Genomic DNA, 21,360 nt, shown 5'->3' with positions numbered 1-21,360 from the left:
GACCTGATAAAAGGTGAGAGACGTCTTGTCGTTTCAATATTATCCGTTGTAACGACCTGTGAAATCACCTGTACGTGTATCAACCGTTACTTTTTCGCCTGCTTCGATGAAGAGTGGGACTTGAATGATATGACCTGTCTCCACTGTTGCATTTTTCTTGACGTTCGAAGCTGTATCACCCTTAACACCAGGCTCTGCTTCAACGATCGTCATGACGACTGTGTTCGGTAATTCAAGACCGAGGATTTCGCCGTTGTAAACCGCGATTTGAACTTCCATGTTTTCAAGCAAGTATGGAAGAGCTGCTTCGACTTGTGCTGTGGTCAATTCCAATTGCTCATACGATTCTGTGTCCATGAAGACGTAAGTTTCGCCCATTGGGTAAAGGTATTGCATCTTGTTACGCTCGATGTGTGCACGTTCGACACGCTCACCACCACGGAATGTCATCTCTTGGATGTTTCCGTTACGGATGTTACGCATTTTCGTCCGAACGAACGCTGCCCCTTTACCTGGTTTAACATGTTGGAATTCAAGTACTTGCCAAATCATACCGTCTGAAGTCTTAATCGTTAATCCTGTTTTTAAATCGTTTACTGATACCATGAATGGTTCCTCCTAAAATGTTCCGTCACTCTGAATTAGAGAGTGATCAGTTCTTTTGGTGAAGACGAAAGAATTTCTCGACCTGTTTCCGTGATCAAGACGTCATCTTCAATCCGGCATCCGCCAACTTGCGGCACGTAGATACCTGGTTCGACCGTAACGATCATGCCCGGTTCAAGTTTTGTCTCAGAGCGGAACGACAAGCCAGGTCCTTCATGTACTTCTAGACCAATGCCGTGTCCCGTCGAGTGACCGAAGTACTCACCGTAACCTGCTTCTTTGATGATATCACGCGTCAATGCGTCCGCTTCGATCCCAGTGATGCCTGGTTTTAAGCCGTCGACACCCGCTAGTTGCGCTTGCAAGACTGTATCGTAGATCTTCTGCAACTCGGCATTGATCGGACCGACTGCGACAGTCCGTGTGATATCTGAAACATAACCGTTCAAGAGCGCTCCGAAATCAAGCGTGACGAGTTCACCCGTCGCAATGACCTTCGAGCTGGCAACACCGTGCGGCAAAGCAGAACGATAGCCCGATGCCACGATCGTATCGAAAGAAGAAGACGTCGCTCCATGCTTACGCATGAAGAATTCTAGTTCATTTGATACTTCAAGTTCCGTTCGTCCTGGTTGAATGTACGTCAAGATGTGTTGGAAGGTCGCGTCTGCGAGCTCCACCGCTTCCTTAATCATCTTAATCTCTGACGAATCCTTAATCAAGCGTAGGTTTTCAATGATTCCTGTCGTCGGAACAAGCTCGATTGCCGAAGCTTGATCGTATGCTTCAAAAGCACCGAGTGTCATCGCATCCTTTTCGACACCAACCGCGCGAACACGCGCTCCTGCCATCAATTCGCCCATCGTCTCTGGAATCGACCGTTCGATTTGAACGATCTCCATTCCTTTGACTTGGTCTGCCGCTTGCTCCGTGTAACGGAAATCCGTCACGAAGTACGCTTGCTCTTCTGTTACGAGACATGCACCGCTTGAGCCCGTGAAGCCGGAAATGTATCGAATGTTCTCTGCCTTCGTGACGAGTAATCCTGGAAGGTCCCGTTCCTTTAAAGCTGCTTGTAACGCCTCGATCCGTTGTTTCATGATTGATTTCCCCCTTGTTCCGATTGTTGTAAAGCTTGGAGTGCTTCTGTTGCCAGACGATATCCCGTCATGCCAAGTCCAGCAATGACTCCTTGACAGACAGGTGCAATCATCGAATGATGACGGAAGGATTCACGTGCATGGACATTCGATAGATGGACCTCGATGACGGGTGCTTCGATCGCGGCAATCGCGTCACGTAACGCGATACTCGTATGCGTGTAGGCAGCCGCATTGAAGACGATACCGTCCGCCCCCCGTTCCTCGTGAAGAACATCAATCAGTCGTCCTTCATGGTTCGATTGTTCAAACCGAAACTGAATGTTCGGAAAATAAGTGCGAAGATCGTGTTCTAAGTCGGCTAATGTCGCCGTTCCATATGTATCCGGTTCGCGTGTTCCGAGTAAATTCAAGTTTGGTCCGTTTAATATCAAGACACGCAAAAAAACACCTCCTCGAATTCCTTTTCATTGTATCATAACCCGATTTCCGACTCCTAAAGATTACCTCGTTTTGACGAGTCGAACATAGTTTTTTTGTCGTAAATCAAGTACACTGACGATACACCTAATTTTAATGAAGACGGGATGCGTTCTATTATGAAAACGACTAATCCGCCGGTCGGTGGTCAAGCCATCGTCGAAGGCGTCATGTTCCAAAATGCGACCCATGCGGTCTCGGCGATTCGTCGAAATGATGATTCGATCGAGACGTTCGCCCAACAAAAGCCGGTTCGACCACGAATCGCTAAAGGCAAAAAAATCCCACTTCTACGTGGCTTGTTTGCTTTGATGGAGTCCTCAGCGAATGGCGCCAGTCATATGAACTTCGCAAGTGACCGATACGGTGTCAAACCTGGTGAAGAAGAGCCGGAAGAGACGACTGCCAGCCCTTTGACTAAATGGCTCGGCGTAGCTGTCGTCGGGATCCTATCATTCTTCTTCGGTAAATTACTCTTTACGTTACTACCGGCTTTCCTTGCGTCACTATTCGATGTGTTCCCTGCTTTATCGGGACATGTCATTCAAAATGTCATCGAAGCAACAATCAAATTAACGCTTTTGTTTAGTTACCTCTACGTGATTTCATTGACTCCGCTCGTTAAACGACTCTTTCAATATCACGGTGCAGAGCATAAGGTCATCAACTGCGTCGAATCAGGACGCCCACTCACGGTCGAAAACGTTCGCGTCAGCAGTCGTCTTCATTATCGATGTGGCTCGAGTTTCTTGATCTTCACCGTCATCGTCGGATTTTTCGTCTATCTGATCGTGCCAACGGATCCGCTTTGGTTGCGTCTCGTCTGCCGGATCGCCTTATTACCGGTCGTCATCGGTCTTTCATTTGAAGTGTTACAGCTGACGAATAAAGCACAGCACATCAAAGGACTTCGCGTCATCGCCTTGCCTGGTCTATGGTTACAGTACTTGACGACGAAAGAACCGGACGATGCACAGATCGAGGTTGCGATTTATGCGTTTGAAGCATTGGAAAAACAGGAACATAACCTACATGAGAATGCACTGGGTTAATCGATAACAGGGGTGATATTATGATCAGACAACGCATTGGTTCTACATTTGCACTCGTCGTGTTACTGTTCGCTTTTGTCGGCTTCGGATATAAACTCGTCAATAATCCAAGTAGTCTGTTTTCACAATTGCTGTTCTTCGGGATTACCGCCGGGATCATCTTCTTGCTCTTTAAGTTCCTGACTCGTAATCGAAGCGTCGGAACGGGAGCAAATGCTCAGTACCGAAAATCCGTCGCTCAATCAAAAAAAATGCATGGCTCTTCGAATTCTGTTCGCCGGACAGACTTTAAGAAAAGACCGGTCAAGTCTTCAAAAGCGCCGGCATCGAATAAAGTCAGACCGTTGCGCGATCGTTCAAAAGCGCCTCATCTGACAGTCATCGAAGGAAAAAAAGGCAAAAAGAAAAAACGTGCTTTCTAATTTCAGAAGTACATTAAAAAGGAGGTTCGTCATGCGACGAACCTCCTTTTTTCGTGCTCAATCCGTTTCGACCCAACCGATATACGGTAGATTGCGGTATTCCTCCGCACAATCGATTCCGTATCCAACAACGAAGTAATCCGGAATCTCGAAACCGACATAGTCTGCGTCGAGTTCTACTTCACGACGTGCTGGTTTATCAAGCAATGTACATACTTTGAGAACTCCAGGTTGATGCAATTTCATATGATCACATAAGAAATGGAGCGTCCGCCCTGTGTCGATGATATCTTCGATGACGACGACATATTTCCCTTGCACATCGAGATCGAGATCTTTCTTCAACTGAACACGCCCGGAAGAGACGGTCTTTGTGCCGTAAGAAGAGCACGCGACTGTATCAATTTGAACGCTTCCTTTGATTTCGCGCATCAAATCTGCAGCAAAGACCATCGATCCTTTTAACACGACGACGAGAACGATTTGACGCCCAGCCGCATCTTCTTCGATCTGTTGTGCTAATTCACGAACCTTTTCTTTCAGTTGTGACTCCGACACTAATTTTTCTTTAATCGTGATTTCCATGACAAGGTGCGAACACCCGCCACCCCCTTCGTCCATTTTCAGGCTCAGTATAGCATATCCTCCTTAAAATGCGCACTTTATCATAAAAATATAATGAATTGTTCGTGTTTAAGAACTTTTTATTAGTAAGGAAATATAAAAAAACAAGCCTCAATCCTCTGGATGGGCTTGTTGATAGCGATGCAGTTCCTCTTTCAAACCAGGACGTTCCGCAAAGAACTGAATCATTCCGTTAATCTTATCCAACGCTTCGATACTGATATGATGCTCGATTCCTTCGACATCTTTATAGATCAGTTCTTCATCTACACCAACGAGACGAAGAAAATCTTCAAGTAAAGCGTGTCGTTCCACGAGACGCTTTCCGATTTTGCGTCCTTTAGGCGTCAGCATGAGACCCCGATACTTTTCATAAACGAGGTACGTCTCCCGGTCGAGCTTTTGAACCATCTTCGTTACCGAGGACGGGTGAACTCCTAACGACTCCGCTATATCCGACACGCGGGCATATCCCTTATCTTCGATCAGTTTATAAATTTGTTCCAAATAATCTTCCATACTCGGAGTTGGCACGACATCACCTTCCCATTTCATTCATTAGCGTTTCCAGTTCCACTCATCACTACGGTATTTCTCGGCAAGACGCTCAATCTCCTGCCACTGCTCACTCGTGAACGTCAACGGAACGAACGACAAATCAAGCGCCTCTTCGAAGCCTTTCGTGAACGCTTCTCGTACCTCGTCAAATGCGACAGCGCGACCTGCTAGCTCATTCAAAGCGACAGCTTTTCCTGAGAAACGCGCTTTCATCCGCTCGCGCATCGACTCATCATCATACAAGAAACAATCAAATAATTCACCTTCATCGACAGAGAGTGGGACCGAACCGTGCTGTAAGACAACGCCTTGATGGCGGACTTGTGCACTTCCAGCGACTTTCCGTTTTCCGACAGCGAGTTCATAATACGATGCTGCATCAAAACAGACGGCTGATTTCGGCTTCCGTAATTCTTCTTTTTCCTCTTCCGTCAACGGAACGGAAAATTCGACCGGAATGCCGAGGTGATGGTATCCTTTGCGAATCCCTTCCGTCAACATCCGATAACTTTCGATGACCGTGCGTGGTAAACCTTCTGTATCTTCCGGGATGACGACACTGTATGTCAACTCGTCTGCATGCAAGACAGCGCGCCCTCCTGTCATCCGACGCACGATCGGAATCCCGAGCTCTGCAATCCGCTTTCGATCGATATCACGGGTTGCCCGTTGAAAATGACCAACACTTAATCCACGTGGTTCCCATGAGTAAAAACGAAGCGTCGGTGCGATCTCCCCCCGCCCGACGAACTGAATCAATGCTTCATCGATTGCCATGTTCATTGCCGGCTCCATCGCCGGCGTCGTCAACACTTGCCACTCTCTGTTCACTTGAGCACCCCCAAAACGTTTCCGTCTTAGTGTATCAAACCCATTCTCGGTCGCGCAATCACGAGTCGATTGCCGAAATCGATTTCGTTGACTATAATGAAACAGAGGTTAAACGAACGAAGGGGTTGGAAGTCGAATATGGAAACTGGAACTATCATTACGATCGTATTATGGGTCGCGCTGATCGCCTACATCGCTTGGCGTTTCATGCCGGTCAAAGGCATCACGAAATTGTCGCAAGAAGAATTCCGTGCGAACTACCGTAAAGCACAAATCGTCGATGTTCGCGAAACACAGGAATTCAAAGGTGGACACATCGTTGGTGCCCGTAACATCCCGGTCAGCCAAATGAAGATGCGCTCGAAGGAATTACGAAAAGACATGCCGATTTACTTGTATTGTCAAGGGAGCATGCGTTCTTCACAGGCTGCAAAAGTCTTGAAAAAAGCAGGCTATACGAATCTGTATCAGTTAAAAGGCGGATTCAAGCAGTGGTCAGGAAAAATCAAACGGAGCTAATGCTTCGTTCATCGCAAAAAGAGGATCTCTCCTTCGTCGGAGAGGTCCTCTTTTTTATGAAACAGCTTATGCGTGTACTTCTTGTTTTGGTTCGTAGCGTAAGACCGGTTTTCGAGCAGCAAGTGTCTCGTCCATCCGTTTGACGACCGTCGTGTGTGGTGCGTTCAAGACGACATCCGGTGTCTCTTCGACCTCTTTTGCAATCTGGAGCATCGCATCACAGAAGGCATCGAGCGTTTCTTTCGACTCTGTTTCCGTCGGTTCGATCATGATACACTCCTCGACGTTCAACGGGAAGTAGATCGTTGGTGGATGGTATCCAAAGTCAAGCAGACGTTTAGCGATGTCAAGCGTCCGGACACCTAGTGCTTTTTGACGTTTACCCGACAAGACGAATTCGTGCTTGCAATAGACGTCGTATGGCGCGTCATACGCACCTTTGAGACGAGCCAACATATAGTTCGCATTCAAGACCGCTTCTTTCGAGACGCGAGCGAGACCTGCTCCACCCATCGTCCGAATATAGCTATAGGCACGCACGTTGATGCCGAAGTTACCGTAGAATGGTTTGACACGACCGATTGCTTCCGGGCGATCGTAGTCGAGGACATAACGCTCTTCCTCTTTGCGGACAATCGGTTTCGGTAAATACGGAATCAAATCTTGTTTGACCCCTACTGGACCCGACCCTGGTCCGCCACCACCGTGCGGTCCTGTGAACGTCTTATGCAAGTTCAAGTGGACGACATCAAAGCCCATGTCTCCTGGACGAGCAATGCCCATGATCGCATTCGAGTTCGCACCATCGTAGTACAGTTTTCCGCCTGCCTCATGAACCGCTTTTGCGATTTCGACGATATCCGACTCGAATAAACCGAGCGTGTTTGGATTCGTCAACATGAGTGCCGCTGTATCGTCACCGACTTTTTTCTTTAAGTCTGCTAAATCAACGAGACCACGTTCATCCGATAAGACCGTCACGGTATCAAATCCAGCGACTGATGCCGATGCCGGGTTCGTTCCGTGTGCCGAGTCCGGTACGAGGACTTTCGTCCGTTTAAAGTCACCGCGTGCATGATGGTAGGCCTTAATCAGCATCAAGCCTGTCCATTCACCGTGTGCTCCCGCTGCCGGCTGGAGCGTCACTTCATCCATTCCAGTGATGACTGCGAGTTTTTCTTGCAGATCAAACATTAAACCGAGTGCCCCTTGGACACTTTCGACTGGTTGAAGCGGGTGAATGTGTGCAAACCCAGGGAGGCGTGCCATATCTTCATTGATTTTCGGGTTGTATTTCATCGTACATGACCCGAGTGGATAGAATCCAGAATCCACACCATGGTTACGATTCGAGAGTGCCGTGTAGTGACGGACGAGATCCAGTTCAGATACTTCCGGTAGCGCCACGTCTTCCTTCCGTAACATCGAGGTCGGTAACAATTCTTCTACTGCCACCTCATCGACAGTCGGTAACGGTAAGCTATAGGCGATACGACCCGGTTTAGAAATTTCAAAGATCAATGTTTGCTCATTCATGTGTGAGTCCCCCTAACGCTGTCACGAATTGATCCAACTCTTCATTCGTCCGTAATTCCGTTGCACAAACAAGCATTTCATTTTGACGCGCCGCGTCATACGATCCTAACGGCAAACCGCCGATGATCCCGTGATCGAGCAATTGTTGACTCGCACGTGTCGCGTCGATTGGTAGCGTAACGACGAATTCATTGAAGCTCGGTCCATCGTCAACGATCGTAAAACCAGCCTGTTTCAGCTTTTGTTTTAAGGCATGTGCCGTTTGCAAGTTGCGTGTCGCGAGTTCCCGGATCCCCCGTTTTCCGAGTGCACTCATCGCGATCGAAGCAGCGAGTGCATTCAACGCTTGGTTCGAACAGATGTTAGATGTCGCCTTGTCGCGGCGAATGTGTTGTTCACGTGCTTGTAACGTCAGAACGAAACCGCGTTTTCCATTCTCATCGACGGTCTGTCCAACGAGACGCCCCGGAATCTTACGCATCAACGCTTTTGTCGTCGTGAAATAACCACATGTCGGTCCACCAAAGCTTTGTGGAATTCCGAACGGTTGGCAATCTCCGATCGTAATGTCAGCGCCAAGTTTACCTGGCGCTTCTAAGATACCGAGTGCCAGTGGATTCGCAGAGACGATGAAGAGCGCACCACGTGCATGTGTCGCATCGGCCAATGCTTGTAGTTCTTCGACACGACCGTAGAAGTTCGGATACTGCACGATGACACAGGCGACGTCTTCGATGGCATCGAGTTGATCGATCCGTGTGACACCTTGCTCAAGCGATAATGTCTCGACGTTTAGTCCCGGACCGTTCGCATACGTCCGAACGACATCGTGTGCTTCCGGGTGAACACCGTCCGAAAGAACGATCGTCTTTTTCTTCGTATGGGCACACGCAAGCATGGCCGCTTCCGCTAACGCCGTGATCCCGTCATACATCGACGAGTTTGCGACATCCATCCCTGTCAATTCACAAATCATCGATTGAAATTCAAAAATCGCTTGTAGCTCACCTTGCGAAATCTCTGGCTGATATGGTGTATAGGCAGTGTAAAACTCTGAGCGCAGTAACATATGGTTGACGACAGCAGGTGCATAGTGATCATAGATACCGGCGCCAAGGAACGATGGATATTGTTTCGTATTCATGTTTTGGTCGGCAAGCTTCGATAGCGTCCGAATCAAGTCCGTTTCCGGAAGTGGTACACCGACTTCTTCCAACGTACCGTTATCACGGACGGATGCCGGGATATCAGCAAGTAAATCTTCGATCGATGCTGCACCGATCGTCTGTAACATCGCCTGCTCATCTTCTGCTGTCATTGGTAAATAACGAAAATCCATAGAAATATCCCCCTTATTTCGTGCGACGATAAAACGGTGTCGCTGTTCGTTTCGCTGCTAAACGTTTTCCGCGTACTTCCACTTCAAATTGCTCTTGTTCCGCTACTTCTGCAGGAACGAGTGCCCAAGCAATCGCTTTTCCGACTGTCGGTGGCAACGTACCTGTCGTCACCACACCAACGACTTCCCCGTCATGCCAAACCGGTGCATCTTGACGCGCAATCCCTTTATCGAGTAATTCAAGACCGATCAAGCGACGCGGTGCTCCTTGTTCTTTCTGTTGCAACAAGACTTCTGAACCGACGAACGGTTTGACTTGTGGTTTGACCGCAAAGCCCATTCCCGCTTCGATGGGTGAAATCGTTGCTGATAATTCATGTCCATAAAGTGGAAGACATGCCTCAAAACGTAATGTGTCACGTGCCCCGAGCCCGCATGGTACGACACCTTGCTCAAGCAGTGCTTGCCAGACAGCAGGTGCGTCACCAGCTGCCATGTAGAGTTCGAATCCATCTTCCCCTGTGTACCCACTGCGTGAGACGATCATTTCCACTCCTGCAACCGTCCCCCGTTGGAACTTGAAAAATCCGATCTCTGATAAAGCAAGTGGTGTCATGCCGGAAAGGATGGCTTCCGCACGTGGTCCTTGGACCGCAATTTGACCATATTGTTCCGATTGATTCTCAAGCGTGACGTCCCCTGTTAGATAGTGACGTAAATGTTGTTCGTCTTTTTCAATGTTCGAAGCATTGACGACGAGAAGATAGTCCGTTTCTGCCAAACGATAGACGAGTAAATCATCCACTGTCCCACCGTCTTCTTGGCATAAGACGTTATATTGCGCTTGCCCCACCGCAATCTTCGAAATATCGTTCGATAATGTAGCTTGTAAAAACGTCAGAGCATCCGGTCCGCTGACGAACAGTTCTCCCATGTGCGAGACATCGAACATGCCGACGTTCTCCCTTACTGCAACGTGTTCTTCTTTAATCGAGGAAAACAAAACTGGCATTTCAAATCCCGCAAAATCCACCATCTTACCGGTTTGCGAAACCGTTTCGAATAACGGTGTTCTTTTCAATGTCGTTTGACTCATACAAATCCCCCTATTTACGAACGTTTTCACTCTCTCTTCTCTTTAATGTTCCATTTTCAAATCCATCTTACCAATTAAGATCATAATTATCTAGTATTATTCGGAAAAAGGAACATACGAAAAGAGAGAAAGGACCCTGTCCCTTCTCTCCTATTGTTTCATATTCTTCCCATGAAAGCCATTTCAAAATTGTTTGATTCCGGCAGTTCGTTTGATTTCCTCCTGGAGTCGACAACCTTCCGTCACCAATTGGCTCGCTCCTTGCTTCACACGATTTCCTTCTTCAGTGATTCGATTAATATTCCCTTTGATTTGATCGATTCGCTGCGTCGTATGATCAATGTTCGTCTGCAAGGTTTGCTGACGAATCGTAAAGCGCTCCATCAGTTGTTTTAACTGCCGAATATCCTGAGACAGCTTCTTTTTGTAAAGACTGAATCCGAACAACACGAGTCCTATGATAGCCAGTAAAATAATACCTAACGTAATCCAAATCATGACTTCTCCTCCAATACAGTTTCAATCGCACGCGTTAATTCTTCGATTGATGCCGTTCCTTCGAGTCGGACAGTAGCTACTCCAGCATATAAGGAATAGCGACGTTCAAACAATCGTCTCACCTGTTCCCGTTCTGTCACGAGTGGACGATTCGGATCAGAGGCGATCCGTTCCCAAATCAAATCAAAGGGTGTATCGATCCAGACGACTGTTCCGGACTCCTGCATGTACAGTCGGTTTTCTTCTCGTTCGACGATACCGCCACCCGTGACGATTACTTCCGCATTGCTACTCTTCAACAATTCGCTTTCATGTGTACGAAACCCTGCTTCGCCATGCTCAGCGAAAAAAGCAGTAATCGTTTGTCCATGTTCCTGTTCGAACCGTTCATCCAGTTCGTCGACCTCGTATTGGGTACCCAATCGATGTCCGACGGCTGTTTTACCAGTTCCCATAAACCCAATCAAATAAACCTTACTCATGTGTGACGACCGCCTCGATTCTTTGACCATTCTCTAATCTCGCTTCCATTTTAAAGCCTTTATCGGTCGCTGTACAGCTGACTTGTCCGATTGGGTAGCGGAGGGTCTCGTCCTTCGTACAATCTGTTTTCGCCGCTCGGATTAGAGACTCGAGTTGGAGCGCTTCTCGCTCTAACTGATGATGCCGCATCTCTTCGTCAATCTGCTGGCAAGAAATCAAGAGCACGACTCCCATTCCTAGAAGTAACAGTAACGTTTGAATCAAGATGAATCCTTCCTGACGCATCGGAAGGAACGTCTGCTGTCGTTCAACTGAATCGAGATGATCTCGGCATGATCTGTCACCGTGTATTGTTTGACATCGCGAGCGTATGTCAGTTCACCTCCCTGTTCTTTTTTGAGACGTAGTTGATCTTGCACACGGACGAGACGCCACTTTTCAGCCGTCTCTCCCGGGTTGACGTCCATTCCACGAATCTCGTCTCCGACGCGCTCGCACATCGTACTTCGCCACATCAGTCGTTCCACGGTATGAAAGAACAATTCTTCATTCATTCGGTTGACTTCCGGCGGACGAACGAGTGGGGTCAATGTCAAGATTGCTAGCAGAAGAAGTGGACTCAGCCATAGGACGAATGACAGTTCGAGAAGGGTCATTCCGGATTCCGCTCGCAAGACACATCGTTTCATTACACCACGCTCCTTGTTTCAGGACATAGGACGCTGTTCGGTTTTCAACTTGATCCGTCGCCATCTGCTCAAGCTGTTCCGTCTCTTGTTCCCATTTCATTTGTTTCGTCCGTAAATCGAGATAAGGATCAATCGCTAACATCATGAAGATACCGATTGCAACGATCGAGAGCATCACTTCAAGCAAAGAGAAGCCCGCTTGGCGTTCGTTCTGCATACTTCTCACCTCACTTTACGGATTGCCATTTGATAGTTCCCAAGTAAGAATTTGATTTCATATTCGGCTGTTGCCGAACGGCAAGACCAGGTCGCTGCATAGATCGAGTGATAGCTTTTAAAATAGATGATGCGATTCGAGGGCGGAACGGTACACGTATGACCATTTTGGAATGTCCGTTGCCATAACAACCGGTCATCCGCAAGGACAAGGTATCCTGTACCGTCTCCTCGAAATCGAAACTGCATCAATGCTTGATCTTGCTTTGAGTACTGCATGAGTCGAAGTGTCTGAATATCTTGTTCCATCAGACGAACCTCTTGTTCAAGCGGAATCCAGTCCGGTCGTTTTTCAAACAGTGCCGGTAATAAAAAAACAAGTAAACAAGCAATGATCGTCAGCACCGCCGTCATCTCAAATAAGGTAAACCCTCGTTCACTTCGTAAGTTCGCCAGTCTTCGAATCATACGTATACGTCTCCTGATCACAGACGAGAGCATTCGGTTTATCGGCTGTTCCGCGATTGATCGTCTGAAGTGATTCTGGGTACTTTTTCTCTTTCGCGTAATACAAATTAACCTCTGACCGAATGACTCGAATGTTCGCCTCACAACTCACACCTTTCGCCTGGTCCTTTCCACTTGTCATCGTTGGAATCAAAACGAGCAGTAATAACGAAATGATCAATAAGACGGCTGCCATCTCAAGTAAGGTGAATCCATCCTGTCGCTTTAAGAATTGTTTCATCGTATCGTCTCCTCTGTTTAGAATGGAAGCTGCTGTATCGCTAGCTGAATTGGATAATACAAGATGAGAAATAACGTTCCCGTCATGATCGTCAATCCGCCGTACAAAATCGGCTCGATCCATAACAACTTTTTCTCTAGTTCCTCTTCCATCGACTCATGTAAGAGTGTCGCTTGTTCAAGCAACAACGGCCCAAGATCACCACTTTCCCGCGCCAAATGGACGATTCCAATCGTCTCGGCTTCGATGATCTCATCTTCGCCAAGCGCTTCTGCAAGTGGTTCCCCTGCCTGTTGTTTAGCATGTAGACGAGCATAGAGATGTCCTTTTTTATTCGCTTGTCCTTGCTCCAGATGACGAAAGGTCTCTTCGAGCGAGAAGCCAGCATCGATGAACGATCCTACTTCGATCGTGAATAAATAGCTGTAGTAGAGGCGAATCAATCGCTGTAGCGGTTTCAGTCGTAAAATACGGTTTAACGGAAAGAAGCGAAAAAAGAGGTAACCGGAGGTCAACAAAATAACGGGAATACTTGCGAGTAGATACTTCGCAGAGGGGTGAAGAAGGAGATGAAGAAATGAGGGGAGAGTCTTCGGGTCCGACATCTCGAGGAGAGACGGAAATACGTAGAGGGCATAAAAGAAGAACAGAAGGAATAGACTGGTCGCTAGAACAAGCGGATACCGAATCATCTTCCAAAACTTCGATCGCATTTCTGTTTCGAGGTCGAGCAGTTTCACGATTTGGCGAAGAACGAGCAACGGTCGCTCTGTCCTTTCTCCAACAAAAAGAAGTCGTTTTAAGGTATTCGTTAACGCAAGCGGTTCAAGGGATGCTGCAAAGGAGTCTCCTTTTTCAAGACGTTGTTCCATTTCTCCGACTACTTCCGCGAACGGCTGGCGCTCGAATCGTTTTAAAATGAGTAACGTCTCTTTCGCGGAAATGCCTTTTGATAACAAACGGTGATATCGTTTTAAGAACCGACTTTGATCGCGGCTTGTAAGTTTCTGACGGTACAGTGGACATCCTCTCCTTTTCGCTCGAGATGAATGATGCGTTGACAGACAGCTAGTTCTGACTCTTCGATCCCTAAACTGCGCAATCGCAATCGCGCCTCATCAATACTTCCAGCGTGTAACGTAAATAACACGACGTGACCACTAAGTGCGGCATTCATCGTCAAACGTGCTGCCTCTCTCGTCCGCACCTCACCAAAAGCAATCCAATCCGGATCCGCTCGCAATATTTCCTCAAAACATCGCGTAGCAGTGAAGCCTGCCTTTTCATTTAGTTCCAGTTGTAAGACGTTTGGTACCGTACATTCCACCGGATCTTCAATCGAGATGATTCGCTTTTCTTCCATTGCACTCATCAAGGAATATAACATCGTCGTCTTTCCTGCACCTGTCGATCCAGAAATGACGATACACCCGTGTCGTTGTTCAGCTAACCAAGCGAAGTCCAATTGATTGTGTAATGTTCGTAAAGCCGTCTCTCGAGAGACCGTTGAACGATAGAAGCGCCACGACATCGCATCCCCTTGTCGACTCGGCAACAACGAGACACGCATGCCCTTTTTCCCATGCGGATACAAACCACTTTGCGGAATCCGCTCATTCTGTTCCTTTAAGTTCGCCTCATAGCGGACATGACTGACAAGTGTCCGGTAACGCGTCAGTTCCACCTCTTCTTGTTTACACAAACCATCACCCGTTCGACAAACGATTCGGACGCAAGCTTCATTCGGTACGAAATGAACATCTGTTGCACCAAGTGATTCGAATCGTTCCATGAGTTGTGTCGTCCATTCCTTCATTTCTCTTCACCTCCCTACCGCAAACAATACACAAAAAAAAGAAGCCGACCAAACCGGCTTCTTTACGATACGTGTGCGATTGTCCGATGTTTACGCTTCGCCAATGTCTCAAGACCTGGTTTATCGTATCCGATAACAAGTTGTTTTCCATCAGTGATGATTGGACGGCGTAATAATTTCGGATTGTCACTCATGAGGCGTAATAACTCACTGAGTTTCATGTCTTCAATATCAATGCCGAGATCCTTGAAGGCTTGACTGCGTGTTGCGAGCAAACTTTCAATCCCATCCGTCGATAATTTCAACAGTTCCATGAGTTCATCAACTGTTGGAGCATTTCTGAACAGATGACGTTCCTCTACATCAACATGTTCCTCTTTTAACCATGATTTCGTTTTACGACATGATGTACAGCTTGGGTATGTGAAAAAGACTAACTCATTCGTCATTTTTGCTCCTCCTCTCAAAGTGTGGGGTTTCATTACAGTTACTATAGCACGTCAATTTGACTTTGTACACCTTTTGTACAACTATTGTACAACTTTTTTTGAAACTTCATCTTTTGTTCACAGTTATTCCTTAACAATCACTAGAACAGGATGGACGGATGATTGTTTGCTTGGTAAAATAAGTACGTATATTGACTATCTGTCGGATTTAGGGGGTTATAGGAATGGGGAGAATGTACCGCGTACTCGGTTTCTGGACTGGTATCATCGCAGTCATGGCATTTATCGGCGCATTGGGTGGCGATGCAAGCTCAAGTGAGCATACGGATTCATTTTTAGTCATGGGCTTCGTCTTCTTAGCACAAACTGTATTTTTTGCAGCGCTCGGTTACTTGCGCTTAACTGAAAAAACGTATGTCTATATCTTTGGAGCTTACTTAACTGTATTTTTCATCGTCTTTACGTACTGGTCGAACTTCCAGATGTAATGAAAAAAACTCGTCATCCTTTTGGATGGCGAGTTTTTTTAGTCAGAGGAATGGATTCGATTTCATTTCTTGACGAATCGTCGTACTCGAACCATGCCCTGGATAAACCGTCGTATCTGCCGGTAGTTCCGCGATGAGTCGATCCAGTGAACGCATCAATACGTCTTGATCTCCACCGTGTAGATCCGTTCGTCCGACGCCTTGCTGGAACAGGAGATCTCCACCGAACGCGATCCGCTCTCCTTTAAAGTAAAACGTCACACTTCCTGGTGAGTGTCCTGGCGTCTCAAGTACATGCATCGAAAAGCTACCGATCGTCAATCGTCCTGGTTGCAACAAATGATCCGCTGGTTTCATCCGCATCGGTGGCATTCCGAATTTTGCTGAACCATTCCATTCTGGATTACCAAGCCATCCTGCTTCTTCCGGATGCACGTAGACAGGGGCTTCCGTGAAGCGTCGTAACATATCCACACCACCAATGTGGTCAAAATGCGCATGCGTCAACAAAATCGCTTTTAATGTTGCTCCCCGACTTTCAATCTCATCGAAAAACCGCATATCTTCTGTACCCGGATCAATGACGAGACATTCCTTATCTTTAAATAACAAATAACCATTCTCAGATGCCATACCGGAAGTGATCATTACGATTTCCATTCTATAAAACCCCTTTACAATAGACTCTTCTCCTACTATACACGAAATTGTCGAAAGTTCCTGCAACGCCCTCTCGACTTTATCCCGCGAGTCGGATAAACTAAAAAGTGAGATTTAAGTGAAATCTTCGTGAAATTCATAACGTGATTGTTTAAGGGGGAGTACGTCATGCATTTGGATCAACCAATCGGTTGGCTTTTCTTCTTCGTCGCACTCGTCGGCGTTTGGGCCGTCGTTCGTTCACTTAAGAAACGCCAAATGTTTCCACTCGTATTCGCAGGTCTGACTGTCGTCTTATTCGGCTGGTTCGGGATTGCGACATTGATTTACGGCGGTATTCCATCGTAATCAAGATACGCTAAAAAGAGGCTGACTCAAAAGTCAGTATCTACAAAGATAAGGGAGGCAGATTGATGATCTGCCTCCCTTACCTTATCTCGTAATAAAAAGAATGACGCGTCACACGCCACTCCTACAGGGAAAAGCGCATTTATGCGCTGTCAGAGACGAACAAGACCCGCTTTCCTGCTTAAATGAAGCAGGAAAACTGGCTTGTGTCTCGCCTGAGGAAAGGGCGTGAAAAGATGCGTCATTTTTTGGTGTCAGCCCTTTTGTCTAAAATCTGAAGAGAGATGCCTCGCGCATCTCTCTTTTTATTTGCCTTTCTACAAAAAAAAACGAATCCACTCGAAAGTAGATTCGTTTTCCTCATCTTATTTTGAAGTTTGAAGGAAACGGAGCAAATCACCATAGATGACTTTATCCGAAAGTCCTAACTCCTTCTCGGATTGTTTCGTAGATTGTTTACACATCTCCGCTAACTCTCCATCTTTTACTTCTTCACCTGTCTTGCGGTCATAACATGTTTCCTGCGTATAGACCGTTTTGTCTGTTATGACGGAACCATCGCGGAACAGCGCATAATCCTTGTGCTGCTTCGAGAAAAGATCGGTACCGAACAATACTTCATTCTTGAAGTCTTGTCCTAACAGATGTAGCAATGTCGGTTTAATGTCGATTTGACTCGCGACGTCTTCATGTTTGACACCTTTCGTTTGACCCGGTAAATGGATCACGAATGGTACACGTTGCAATTGTGCGACATCATACGGCGTCAACTCATCTTTGTTCATGAGTTCTGCCATCGCAGCATTGTGGTTCGTCGAGATACCATAGTGGTCGCCATAGACCATGAAGATCGTGTCATCCCACGTACCATCTTTTTTCAGACCCTCGATGAATTTACCGAGTGCCATATCTTGATACGCTAGTGCCTGGACGTAATGGTTGAGCGTAGTAGAACTTGTCTCAAGCGGTGGTACGAGTTCATCTTCTGGTTTTGGCATCTCAAATGGATAGTGGTTCGTCAATGTGATGAACTTCGAGTAGAACGGACGTGGTAAATCTTTCAACATCGGCAATGACTGCTCAAAGAATTTATCATCGAGCAAGCCCCACTCCGTCAAATCTGCTGGATCACCTAGGTCATAATCCGTCTCTGAGAAGAAACGATCGACGCCAAAGCTATTGTAGACGATGTCTCGGTTCCAGAACGATTTGTTGTTTGCATGGAAAACAGCTGAATAATAGCCGTCTTCTTTCAACATTTCAGGAGTTGCCCGGAATTCGTTTTCTCCGTTCGTAAAGAATGCTGCACCGCGCCCAAGTGGATAGATCGAGTTTTCGAGAATGAATTCAGCATCTGCCGTTTTCCCTTGTCCTGTGTTGTGATAGAAGTTATCCCATGAATGCGATTCCTTGATCAACTTATTCAGGTTCGGTGTAATCTCTTGTCCGTTTGGTGCTTTTAATCCAACTGCAAAGGATTGTGCCGACTCAAAGGAAACGACGATGACGTTCTTTCCCTTGTACTTTCCGAACATAGCTGGGTTCGGTTCGGCATGTTTTGAATCAATGAAGCTTTGAACTTCCGACAGTTCAGAACTGTCTGCGAGTGCTTTTTGCGCAGATGTCTTCGACTGAATGAGTGCATCATACATATGGAAGTTAAATGTTCCGATGTTTTTAACGAGCAATTCTCGGTCGAAGGCACGTGTGAGCAATTCTGGACGTTCTGTCTCAGCGAGCGTCAAGTTTCCAAGGAAAACGACGACTGCTGCAACGAATGCAAGAATTGCGCGTCCACGTGACGCCACATTTTTTGACATGTCCATTTTCCGTAGGAAGAACGGTAAGATGATCAAGTCACCGACGATCAATAAATCGGACCAGTTCAAGAGTGAACCGAGCGATGCAGAAACGGTCTCTGCATTCGATGTTTGGAACAATACCGGCAACGTCAGATAGTCATTAAAGAAGCGGAAGAAAATGATGTCCGCATATAAAATGAGTGTCGCGACGAACAATGTGCCGTAGATGAACCATTTTTGAACATTTCCCCGGAAGAAGAAGCTGAACCCAAACATGAAGAGCGCTGAACTAATTGGGTTAATTAGTAGAATGAATGCTTGCGCAGAGTTTGTTACGGGAACGTTAAAGAAAAGTGTATACGCTAAATACGTTTTTAACCAAATCAATATGGTCGCAATCCAAAAGAGCTTGTGCTCTTTATAGGTGCTGCGAACGCCTTGACCCATCTTTAGGCGCATTCGCGACCAGATGTTTGCGTCTTGCTGCATAAAAACCTGCCTCCTAATTTACATGTGCTTTCTGCTTTCAGTTCACACAACTTACATCATAATTTACATATACCCATATCACGTGAAAATTTTACGCTTAGTTTTACAAAAATGCAACTGGAATCCGGAAGATACTTAACAATCACATAATTACTGTACGTTTGTAAACAAAAAAAAGATTCGCCGAAGCGAACCTTTTACTGAAATTGAATATTATCATTTTTTGAGAAACATCTGCTTCGCAAGCCATGCACAGCCGATGACTCCGGCATCGTTTCCAAGCTCGGCAATCTTGAACGTCGTCGATCCGAAAACCCGTGGTAAAGCAAAGCGTTCGAACTGTTGACGCAGTGGTGCAAGCAATGTCTCGCCCGCTTTTGAGACACCACCGCCGATGACGATGATTTCCGGATTGATACTGTTCGCTAAGTTGGAGATGGCAAGACCGAGGTGGAACGTCACTTCTTCTACGACTTCCGTTGCGACCCGGTCCCCTTTTTCATACGCTTCGAATACGTCTTTCGCCGTCACTGCCTTGATGTCGTTAAGTAACGTTTCCTTCCCTTTACGCTTCTCAAGACCAAGACGGGCAATCCCTGTTGCTGACGCGATCGTCTCAAGACACCCTTTGCGACCACATCCACATAGGACGCCACCTTCAGGCAACATCGTGATATGACCGATTTCTCCAGCCATTCCGACTGTACCATGCACGATTTGTCCGTTCGTGATCAGACCACCACCGACGCCCGTACCGAGTGTGACCGCAAGGAGTTCGGTTGCTCCACTACCGGCACCTTTCCACATCTCACCGATTGCCGCTGCGTTCGCATCATTTTCAAGAACAGCCGGTAAACCCGTCAAACGTTCGAATTCACCGATGAGTTCAAAGTTATTCCAACCGATATTGACCGCTTTCTCGACGACACCTGTATTGAAATCAATGAATCCCGGCGCACCGATGCCCGCTCCGACGAAATCTTCTGGGCGTTTGTTGCTCTCTTGACACTTCTCAAAGAAGGATTTTGCGATATCTCCAGGAATTTGTACGCCATCATTCAAAACGACCGTCTCGATTTCCCATTTCTCTACGATGATCCCTTGCAAATCCAAAATTGCCATCTTGACTGTCGTTCCGCCGATATCAATGCCGAGTAACCATTTCATTGCTTCGTCTCCCCTATACTCATATAATGTCTGCTTCCTCATTTTACCGGACATAACCCGTTTGCGCAAAGGGTTGCACAACCTTAAATGTTATCGGATTGTGAACGCTTTAATTCATGTCGCAAGATTAGTTTTGCTGAATCATACTGTCGCTGTTCCAAAACGCCTGCTTCTTGTAATTCATCGAGTTCAAGCATCATCATCGCGATATCGGACGCCCGGTCCCCAAGATAGATGAAAGTCCCGTATGTCTTGAGTAATTGCTGTACGTCATACAGTGTCTTCATCGACCATCGGCTCCTTTACATAGGCATGTAGCAAATCATATGTCGCTTGTAACGACGTCTCATGTGTACGTTCGTACGAATGACTCGATTCGATTCCCGGACCGAACAATCCGTGCCGGACGTCGTGTCCCGCACTTACTGCCGCTGAGGCATCCGAGCTATAGAACGGATAGATATCAACCTTATATGGAATACTGTTACGTTGTGCTAAACGCGTTAACTGGTGGCGTAAAGCTAAGTCATATGGACCTGAACCATCTTTCGCACAGATCGAGACCGTGAATTCATCCGAATGCTGACCGTCTCCTAGTGCCCCCATGTCGACCGCGATGTATTCTGCGACCTCGTCCGTGAATCCAGCATTCCCACCGAATCCAACTTCTTCGTAATTTGAAATCAGAATCTGGATCGTGTGTGGCAACTCGATTGTTTTCCATTCCTTGATCAATTCAAGTAACAAAGCAACGGATGCTTTATCATCGAGATGGCGCGACTTCACGAATCCCGTTTCCGTATAGAGGAATCGCGGATCAAACGTTACGATGTCTCCTACTTCAATCCCCGCAACGCGCGTCTCTTCTGCTGTCGTCGAACGAATGTCTAATCGTACTTCGATATTATCAGCGGATCGTTCCGTTTTGTTCGTCTCGCGCGACGTATGAACACTCGAATGATGGAACACGATCGTACCTGAAACCGTTTGACCGTCCATCTTGTGAATGAGACAGTTCTCACCTTCGATCGCTGTCCAAGCATATCCCCCTAGTTGTGATAAACGAAGTCGTCCTGTTGGTAGAATCTCTTTCACCATCGCTCCTAGTGTGTCGACGTGTGCCGTCAGTAACCGCGTACGCGTTGAAGCACCAGGTAGTGTCGCTAAAATCGCTCCTTTTTCAAGTTTTCGATACGTGACCCCTTCTGCGATCAATCGCTTTTCTACATATGTAATCGCTTCTTTTGTCGAACCTGTTGGACTCGGAATCGAGACAAGCTCTTCAATCGTACGTATGACTTCTTTCATGTTCATTCGCTCCCTTTCAATCGGACTACGACGTGA

At 46.8% G+C, this 21,360-nt stretch carries 29 protein-coding genes; 5 read left to right on the top strand and 24 right to left on the bottom strand.

Going from position 1 to position 21,360, the window contains the following annotated elements:
• Positions 1 to 39: 39 nt before the first annotated feature.
• Genes efp through aroQ form a run of 3 tightly spaced genes read right to left on the bottom strand, consistent with a single transcriptional unit; the run spans position 40 to position 2,149 of the window.
• The gene (efp, locus tag K7G97_RS04920; protein ID WP_023467577.1) at positions 40 to 606 is read right to left on the bottom strand and encodes an elongation factor P; all 567 of its coding nucleotides are present in this window, start codon (positions 604 to 606) and stop codon (positions 40 to 42) included.
• 35 nt (positions 607 to 641) lie between these two features.
• Positions 642 to 1,706, bottom strand: a complete 1,065-nt coding sequence (locus K7G97_RS04915) for a M24 family metallopeptidase (protein ID WP_023467576.1) — start codon at positions 1,704 to 1,706, stop codon at positions 642 to 644.
• The gene (aroQ, locus tag K7G97_RS04910; RefSeq protein ID WP_023467575.1) at positions 1,703 to 2,149 is read right to left on the bottom strand and encodes a type II 3-dehydroquinate dehydratase; all 447 of its coding nucleotides are present in this window, start codon (positions 2,147 to 2,149) and stop codon (positions 1,703 to 1,705) included. The genes K7G97_RS04915 and aroQ overlap by 4 nt, the downstream gene beginning before the upstream one ends.
• Before the next feature lie 156 nt (positions 2,150 to 2,305).
• On the opposite strand from aroQ, the gene K7G97_RS04905 reads away from it, so the two are divergent.
• Together K7G97_RS04905 and K7G97_RS04900 are read left to right on the top strand one after the other, a co-directional pair.
• Complete coding sequence (locus tag K7G97_RS04905; RefSeq protein ID WP_223041495.1) at positions 2,306 to 3,238, top strand: DUF1385 domain-containing protein; 933 nt, start codon at positions 2,306 to 2,308, stop codon at positions 3,236 to 3,238.
• 20 nt (positions 3,239 to 3,258) lie between these two features.
• Positions 3,259 to 3,660: an SA1362 family protein gene (locus K7G97_RS04900; protein WP_223041494.1), complete on the top strand. Its 402-nt coding sequence runs from the start codon at positions 3,259 to 3,261 to the stop codon at positions 3,658 to 3,660.
• Positions 3,661 to 3,717: 57 nt separating this feature from the next.
• Here K7G97_RS04900 and hpt read toward each other — a convergent pair whose 3' ends face one another.
• The 3 genes from hpt to K7G97_RS04885 form a co-directional block, all read right to left on the bottom strand.
• Entirely contained in the window at positions 3,718 to 4,245 is a 528-nt protein-coding gene (gene hpt, locus K7G97_RS04895; protein WP_223041493.1) for a hypoxanthine phosphoribosyltransferase, read from the bottom strand.
• 150 nt (positions 4,246 to 4,395) lie between these two features.
• On the bottom strand, positions 4,396 to 4,818 hold the full coding sequence (mntR, locus tag K7G97_RS04890; RefSeq protein ID WP_035398709.1) for a transcriptional regulator MntR: 423 nt from the start codon (positions 4,816 to 4,818) through the stop codon (positions 4,396 to 4,398).
• Between the two features lie 24 nt (positions 4,819 to 4,842).
• The gene (locus tag K7G97_RS04885; protein ID WP_087679870.1) at positions 4,843 to 5,673 is read right to left on the bottom strand and encodes a lipoate--protein ligase family protein; all 831 of its coding nucleotides are present in this window, start codon (positions 5,671 to 5,673) and stop codon (positions 4,843 to 4,845) included.
• A gap of 138 nt (positions 5,674 to 5,811) precedes the next feature.
• Here K7G97_RS04885 and K7G97_RS04880 point away from each other — a divergent pair, with 138 nt between their 5' ends.
• Positions 5,812 to 6,192, top strand: coding sequence for a rhodanese-like domain-containing protein (locus K7G97_RS04880; protein ID WP_023467569.1), 381 nt, complete (start codon positions 5,812 to 5,814; stop codon positions 6,190 to 6,192).
• A gap of 66 nt (positions 6,193 to 6,258) precedes the next feature.
• Here the strand turns inward: K7G97_RS04880 and gcvPB are convergent, their stop codons facing one another.
• From gcvPB to K7G97_RS04815, 13 genes are all read right to left on the bottom strand, one after another.
• On the bottom strand, positions 6,259 to 7,728 hold the full coding sequence (gene gcvPB, locus K7G97_RS04875; protein WP_223041492.1) for an aminomethyl-transferring glycine dehydrogenase subunit GcvPB: 1,470 nt from the start codon (positions 7,726 to 7,728) through the stop codon (positions 6,259 to 6,261).
• On the bottom strand, positions 7,721 to 9,067 hold the full coding sequence (gene gcvPA, locus K7G97_RS04870; protein ID WP_023467567.1) for an aminomethyl-transferring glycine dehydrogenase subunit GcvPA: 1,347 nt from the start codon (positions 9,065 to 9,067) through the stop codon (positions 7,721 to 7,723). The genes gcvPB and gcvPA overlap by 8 nt, the downstream gene beginning before the upstream one ends.
• Positions 9,068 to 9,080: 13 nt before the next feature.
• Positions 9,081 to 10,163, bottom strand: coding sequence for a glycine cleavage system aminomethyltransferase GcvT (gene gcvT, locus K7G97_RS04865; RefSeq protein WP_214724467.1), 1,083 nt, complete (start codon positions 10,161 to 10,163; stop codon positions 9,081 to 9,083).
• 183 nt (positions 10,164 to 10,346) lie between these two features.
• Positions 10,347 to 10,661: a hypothetical protein gene (locus K7G97_RS04860; RefSeq protein ID WP_223041491.1), complete on the bottom strand. Its 315-nt coding sequence runs from the start codon at positions 10,659 to 10,661 to the stop codon at positions 10,347 to 10,349.
• The gene (locus tag K7G97_RS04855; protein WP_223041490.1) at positions 10,658 to 11,143 is read right to left on the bottom strand and encodes a shikimate kinase; all 486 of its coding nucleotides are present in this window, start codon (positions 11,141 to 11,143) and stop codon (positions 10,658 to 10,660) included. The genes K7G97_RS04860 and K7G97_RS04855 overlap by 4 nt, the downstream gene beginning before the upstream one ends.
• Complete coding sequence (locus K7G97_RS04850; protein ID WP_223041489.1) at positions 11,136 to 11,429, bottom strand: hypothetical protein; 294 nt, start codon at positions 11,427 to 11,429, stop codon at positions 11,136 to 11,138. Before K7G97_RS04850 ends, K7G97_RS04855 begins: the two co-directional genes overlap by 8 nt.
• Positions 11,405 to 11,698 carry a hypothetical protein gene (locus K7G97_RS04845; protein ID WP_223041488.1) on the bottom strand — a complete coding sequence of 98 codons (294 nt, stop codon included), beginning with the start codon at positions 11,696 to 11,698 and terminating at the stop codon, positions 11,405 to 11,407. Before K7G97_RS04845 ends, K7G97_RS04850 begins: the two co-directional genes overlap by 25 nt.
• A complete protein-coding gene (locus K7G97_RS04840; protein WP_223041487.1) occupies positions 11,691 to 12,050 on the bottom strand; it encodes a type II secretion system protein in 360 nt (119 codons plus the stop codon). Before K7G97_RS04840 ends, K7G97_RS04845 begins: the two co-directional genes overlap by 8 nt.
• A gap of 5 nt (positions 12,051 to 12,055) precedes the next feature.
• Positions 12,056 to 12,517 (bottom strand): type II secretion system protein, encoded by a 462-nt coding sequence (locus K7G97_RS04835; RefSeq protein WP_058704325.1) that lies wholly within the window; start codon positions 12,515 to 12,517, stop codon positions 12,056 to 12,058.
• Positions 12,486 to 12,797: a competence type IV pilus major pilin ComGC gene (locus K7G97_RS04830; protein WP_223041486.1), complete on the bottom strand. Its 312-nt coding sequence runs from the start codon at positions 12,795 to 12,797 to the stop codon at positions 12,486 to 12,488. Before K7G97_RS04830 ends, K7G97_RS04835 begins: the two co-directional genes overlap by 32 nt.
• Before the next feature lie 17 nt (positions 12,798 to 12,814).
• Positions 12,815 to 13,756, bottom strand: a complete 942-nt coding sequence (locus tag K7G97_RS04825) for a type II secretion system F family protein (protein WP_058265105.1) — start codon at positions 13,754 to 13,756, stop codon at positions 12,815 to 12,817.
• A gap of 14 nt (positions 13,757 to 13,770) precedes the next feature.
• Complete coding sequence (locus K7G97_RS04820) at positions 13,771 to 14,613, bottom strand: ATPase, T2SS/T4P/T4SS family (protein WP_223041485.1); 843 nt, start codon at positions 14,611 to 14,613, stop codon at positions 13,771 to 13,773.
• 62 nt (positions 14,614 to 14,675) lie between these two features.
• Entirely contained in the window at positions 14,676 to 15,062 is a 387-nt protein-coding gene (locus K7G97_RS04815) for a Spx/MgsR family RNA polymerase-binding regulatory protein (RefSeq protein WP_023467556.1), read from the bottom strand.
• A gap of 224 nt (positions 15,063 to 15,286) precedes the next feature.
• Here K7G97_RS04815 and K7G97_RS04810 point away from each other — a divergent pair, with 224 nt between their 5' ends.
• Positions 15,287 to 15,550 carry a DUF2626 family protein gene (locus K7G97_RS04810; protein ID WP_023467555.1) on the top strand — a complete coding sequence of 88 codons (264 nt, stop codon included), beginning with the start codon at positions 15,287 to 15,289 and terminating at the stop codon, positions 15,548 to 15,550.
• Positions 15,551 to 15,592: 42 nt separating this feature from the next.
• Here K7G97_RS04810 and K7G97_RS04805 read toward each other — a convergent pair whose 3' ends face one another.
• Positions 15,593 to 16,210 carry an MBL fold metallo-hydrolase gene (locus tag K7G97_RS04805; protein ID WP_223041484.1) on the bottom strand — a complete coding sequence of 206 codons (618 nt, stop codon included), beginning with the start codon at positions 16,208 to 16,210 and terminating at the stop codon, positions 15,593 to 15,595.
• A 168-nt stretch (positions 16,211 to 16,378) separates the two neighbouring features.
• Here K7G97_RS04805 and K7G97_RS04800 point away from each other — a divergent pair, with 168 nt between their 5' ends.
• On the top strand, positions 16,379 to 16,558 hold the full coding sequence (locus tag K7G97_RS04800) for a DUF2759 domain-containing protein (RefSeq protein WP_023467553.1): 180 nt from the start codon (positions 16,379 to 16,381) through the stop codon (positions 16,556 to 16,558).
• Positions 16,559 to 16,923: 365 nt separating this feature from the next.
• On the opposite strand, the gene K7G97_RS04795 is transcribed toward K7G97_RS04800, so the two are convergent.
• From K7G97_RS04795 to K7G97_RS04780, 4 genes are all read right to left on the bottom strand, one after another.
• Positions 16,924 to 18,849 (bottom strand): LTA synthase family protein, encoded by a 1,926-nt coding sequence (locus K7G97_RS04795; RefSeq protein ID WP_223041483.1) that lies wholly within the window; start codon positions 18,847 to 18,849, stop codon positions 16,924 to 16,926.
• Positions 18,850 to 19,065: 216 nt separating this feature from the next.
• A complete protein-coding gene (locus tag K7G97_RS04790; protein ID WP_223041482.1) occupies positions 19,066 to 20,016 on the bottom strand; it encodes an ROK family glucokinase in 951 nt (316 codons plus the stop codon).
• Positions 20,017 to 20,099: 83 nt separating this feature from the next.
• Positions 20,100 to 20,303: a YqgQ family protein gene (locus K7G97_RS04785; protein ID WP_023467550.1), complete on the bottom strand. Its 204-nt coding sequence runs from the start codon at positions 20,301 to 20,303 to the stop codon at positions 20,100 to 20,102.
• Positions 20,287 to 21,324 (bottom strand): M42 family metallopeptidase, encoded by a 1,038-nt coding sequence (locus K7G97_RS04780; RefSeq protein ID WP_195865654.1) that lies wholly within the window; start codon positions 21,322 to 21,324, stop codon positions 20,287 to 20,289. Before K7G97_RS04780 ends, K7G97_RS04785 begins: the two co-directional genes overlap by 17 nt.
• Positions 21,325 to 21,360 lie beyond the last annotated feature (36 nt).

The organism is Exiguobacterium acetylicum (assembly GCF_019890935.1).
Taxonomy (GTDB): domain Bacteria; phylum Bacillota; class Bacilli; order Exiguobacteriales; family Exiguobacteriaceae; genus Exiguobacterium_A; species Exiguobacterium_A abrahamii.
The sequence above is the reverse complement of the archived record's forward strand: the minus strand, read 5'-3'. Positions and strand labels throughout refer to the sequence as shown.

Excerpts from the sequence above, each read along its gene's own strand:
- K7G97_RS04795 (WP_223041483.1), bottom strand. The coding sequence starts at position 18,849 with ATGCAGCAAGACGCAAACATCTGGTCGCGAATGCGCCTAAAGATGGGT.
- gcvPB (WP_223041492.1), bottom strand. The coding sequence starts at position 7,728 with ATGAATGAGCAAACATTGATCTTTGAAATTTCTAAACCGGGTCGTATC.
- K7G97_RS04790 (WP_223041482.1), bottom strand. The coding sequence starts at position 20,016 with ATGAAATGGTTACTCGGCATTGATATCGGCGGAACGACAGTCAAGATG.
- K7G97_RS04820 (WP_223041485.1), bottom strand. The coding sequence starts at position 14,613 with ATGAAGGAATGGACGACACAACTCATGGAACGATTCGAATCACTTGGT.
- K7G97_RS04805 (WP_223041484.1), bottom strand. The coding sequence starts at position 16,210 with ATGGAAATCGTAATGATCACTTCCGGTATGGCATCTGAGAATGGTTAT.
- efp (WP_023467577.1), bottom strand. The coding sequence starts at position 606 with ATGGTATCAGTAAACGATTTAAAAACAGGATTAACGATTAAGACTTCA.
- hpt (WP_223041493.1), bottom strand. The coding sequence starts at position 4,245 with ATGGAAATCACGATTAAAGAAAAATTAGTGTCGGAGTCACAACTGAAA.
- K7G97_RS04850 (WP_223041489.1), bottom strand. The coding sequence starts at position 11,429 with ATGCGTCAGGAAGGATTCATCTTGATTCAAACGTTACTGTTACTTCTA.
- K7G97_RS04815 (WP_023467556.1), bottom strand. The coding sequence starts at position 15,062 with ATGACGAATGAGTTAGTCTTTTTCACATACCCAAGCTGTACATCATGT.
- K7G97_RS04840 (WP_223041487.1), bottom strand. The coding sequence starts at position 12,050 with ATGCAGAACGAACGCCAAGCGGGCTTCTCTTTGCTTGAAGTGATGCTC.
- K7G97_RS04915 (WP_023467576.1), bottom strand. The coding sequence starts at position 1,706 with ATGAAACAACGGATCGAGGCGTTACAAGCAGCTTTAAAGGAACGGGAC.
- gcvT (WP_214724467.1), bottom strand. The coding sequence starts at position 10,163 with ATGAGTCAAACGACATTGAAAAGAACACCGTTATTCGAAACGGTTTCG.
- K7G97_RS04860 (WP_223041491.1), bottom strand. The coding sequence starts at position 10,661 with ATGATTTGGATTACGTTAGGTATTATTTTACTGGCTATCATAGGACTC.
- K7G97_RS04780 (WP_195865654.1), bottom strand. The coding sequence starts at position 21,324 with ATGAAAGAAGTCATACGTACGATTGAAGAGCTTGTCTCGATTCCGAGT.
- K7G97_RS04880 (WP_023467569.1), top strand. The coding sequence starts at position 5,812 with ATGGAAACTGGAACTATCATTACGATCGTATTATGGGTCGCGCTGATC.
- K7G97_RS04785 (WP_023467550.1), bottom strand. The coding sequence starts at position 20,303 with ATGAAGACACTGTATGACGTACAGCAATTACTCAAGACATACGGGACT.
- K7G97_RS04830 (WP_223041486.1), bottom strand. The coding sequence starts at position 12,797 with ATGAAACAATTCTTAAAGCGACAGGATGGATTCACCTTACTTGAGATG.
- K7G97_RS04835 (WP_058704325.1), bottom strand. The coding sequence starts at position 12,517 with ATGATTCGAAGACTGGCGAACTTACGAAGTGAACGAGGGTTTACCTTA.
- K7G97_RS04800 (WP_023467553.1), top strand. The coding sequence starts at position 16,379 with ATGCATTTGGATCAACCAATCGGTTGGCTTTTCTTCTTCGTCGCACTC.
- K7G97_RS04810 (WP_023467555.1), top strand. The coding sequence starts at position 15,287 with ATGGGGAGAATGTACCGCGTACTCGGTTTCTGGACTGGTATCATCGCA.
- K7G97_RS04900 (WP_223041494.1), top strand. The coding sequence starts at position 3,259 with ATGATCAGACAACGCATTGGTTCTACATTTGCACTCGTCGTGTTACTG.
- gcvPA (WP_023467567.1), bottom strand. The coding sequence starts at position 9,067 with ATGGATTTTCGTTATTTACCAATGACAGCAGAAGATGAGCAGGCGATG.
- K7G97_RS04855 (WP_223041490.1), bottom strand. The coding sequence starts at position 11,143 with ATGAGTAAGGTTTATTTGATTGGGTTTATGGGAACTGGTAAAACAGCC.
- K7G97_RS04845 (WP_223041488.1), bottom strand. The coding sequence starts at position 11,698 with ATGAATGAAGAATTGTTCTTTCATACCGTGGAACGACTGATGTGGCGA.
- K7G97_RS04905 (WP_223041495.1), top strand. The coding sequence starts at position 2,306 with ATGAAAACGACTAATCCGCCGGTCGGTGGTCAAGCCATCGTCGAAGGC.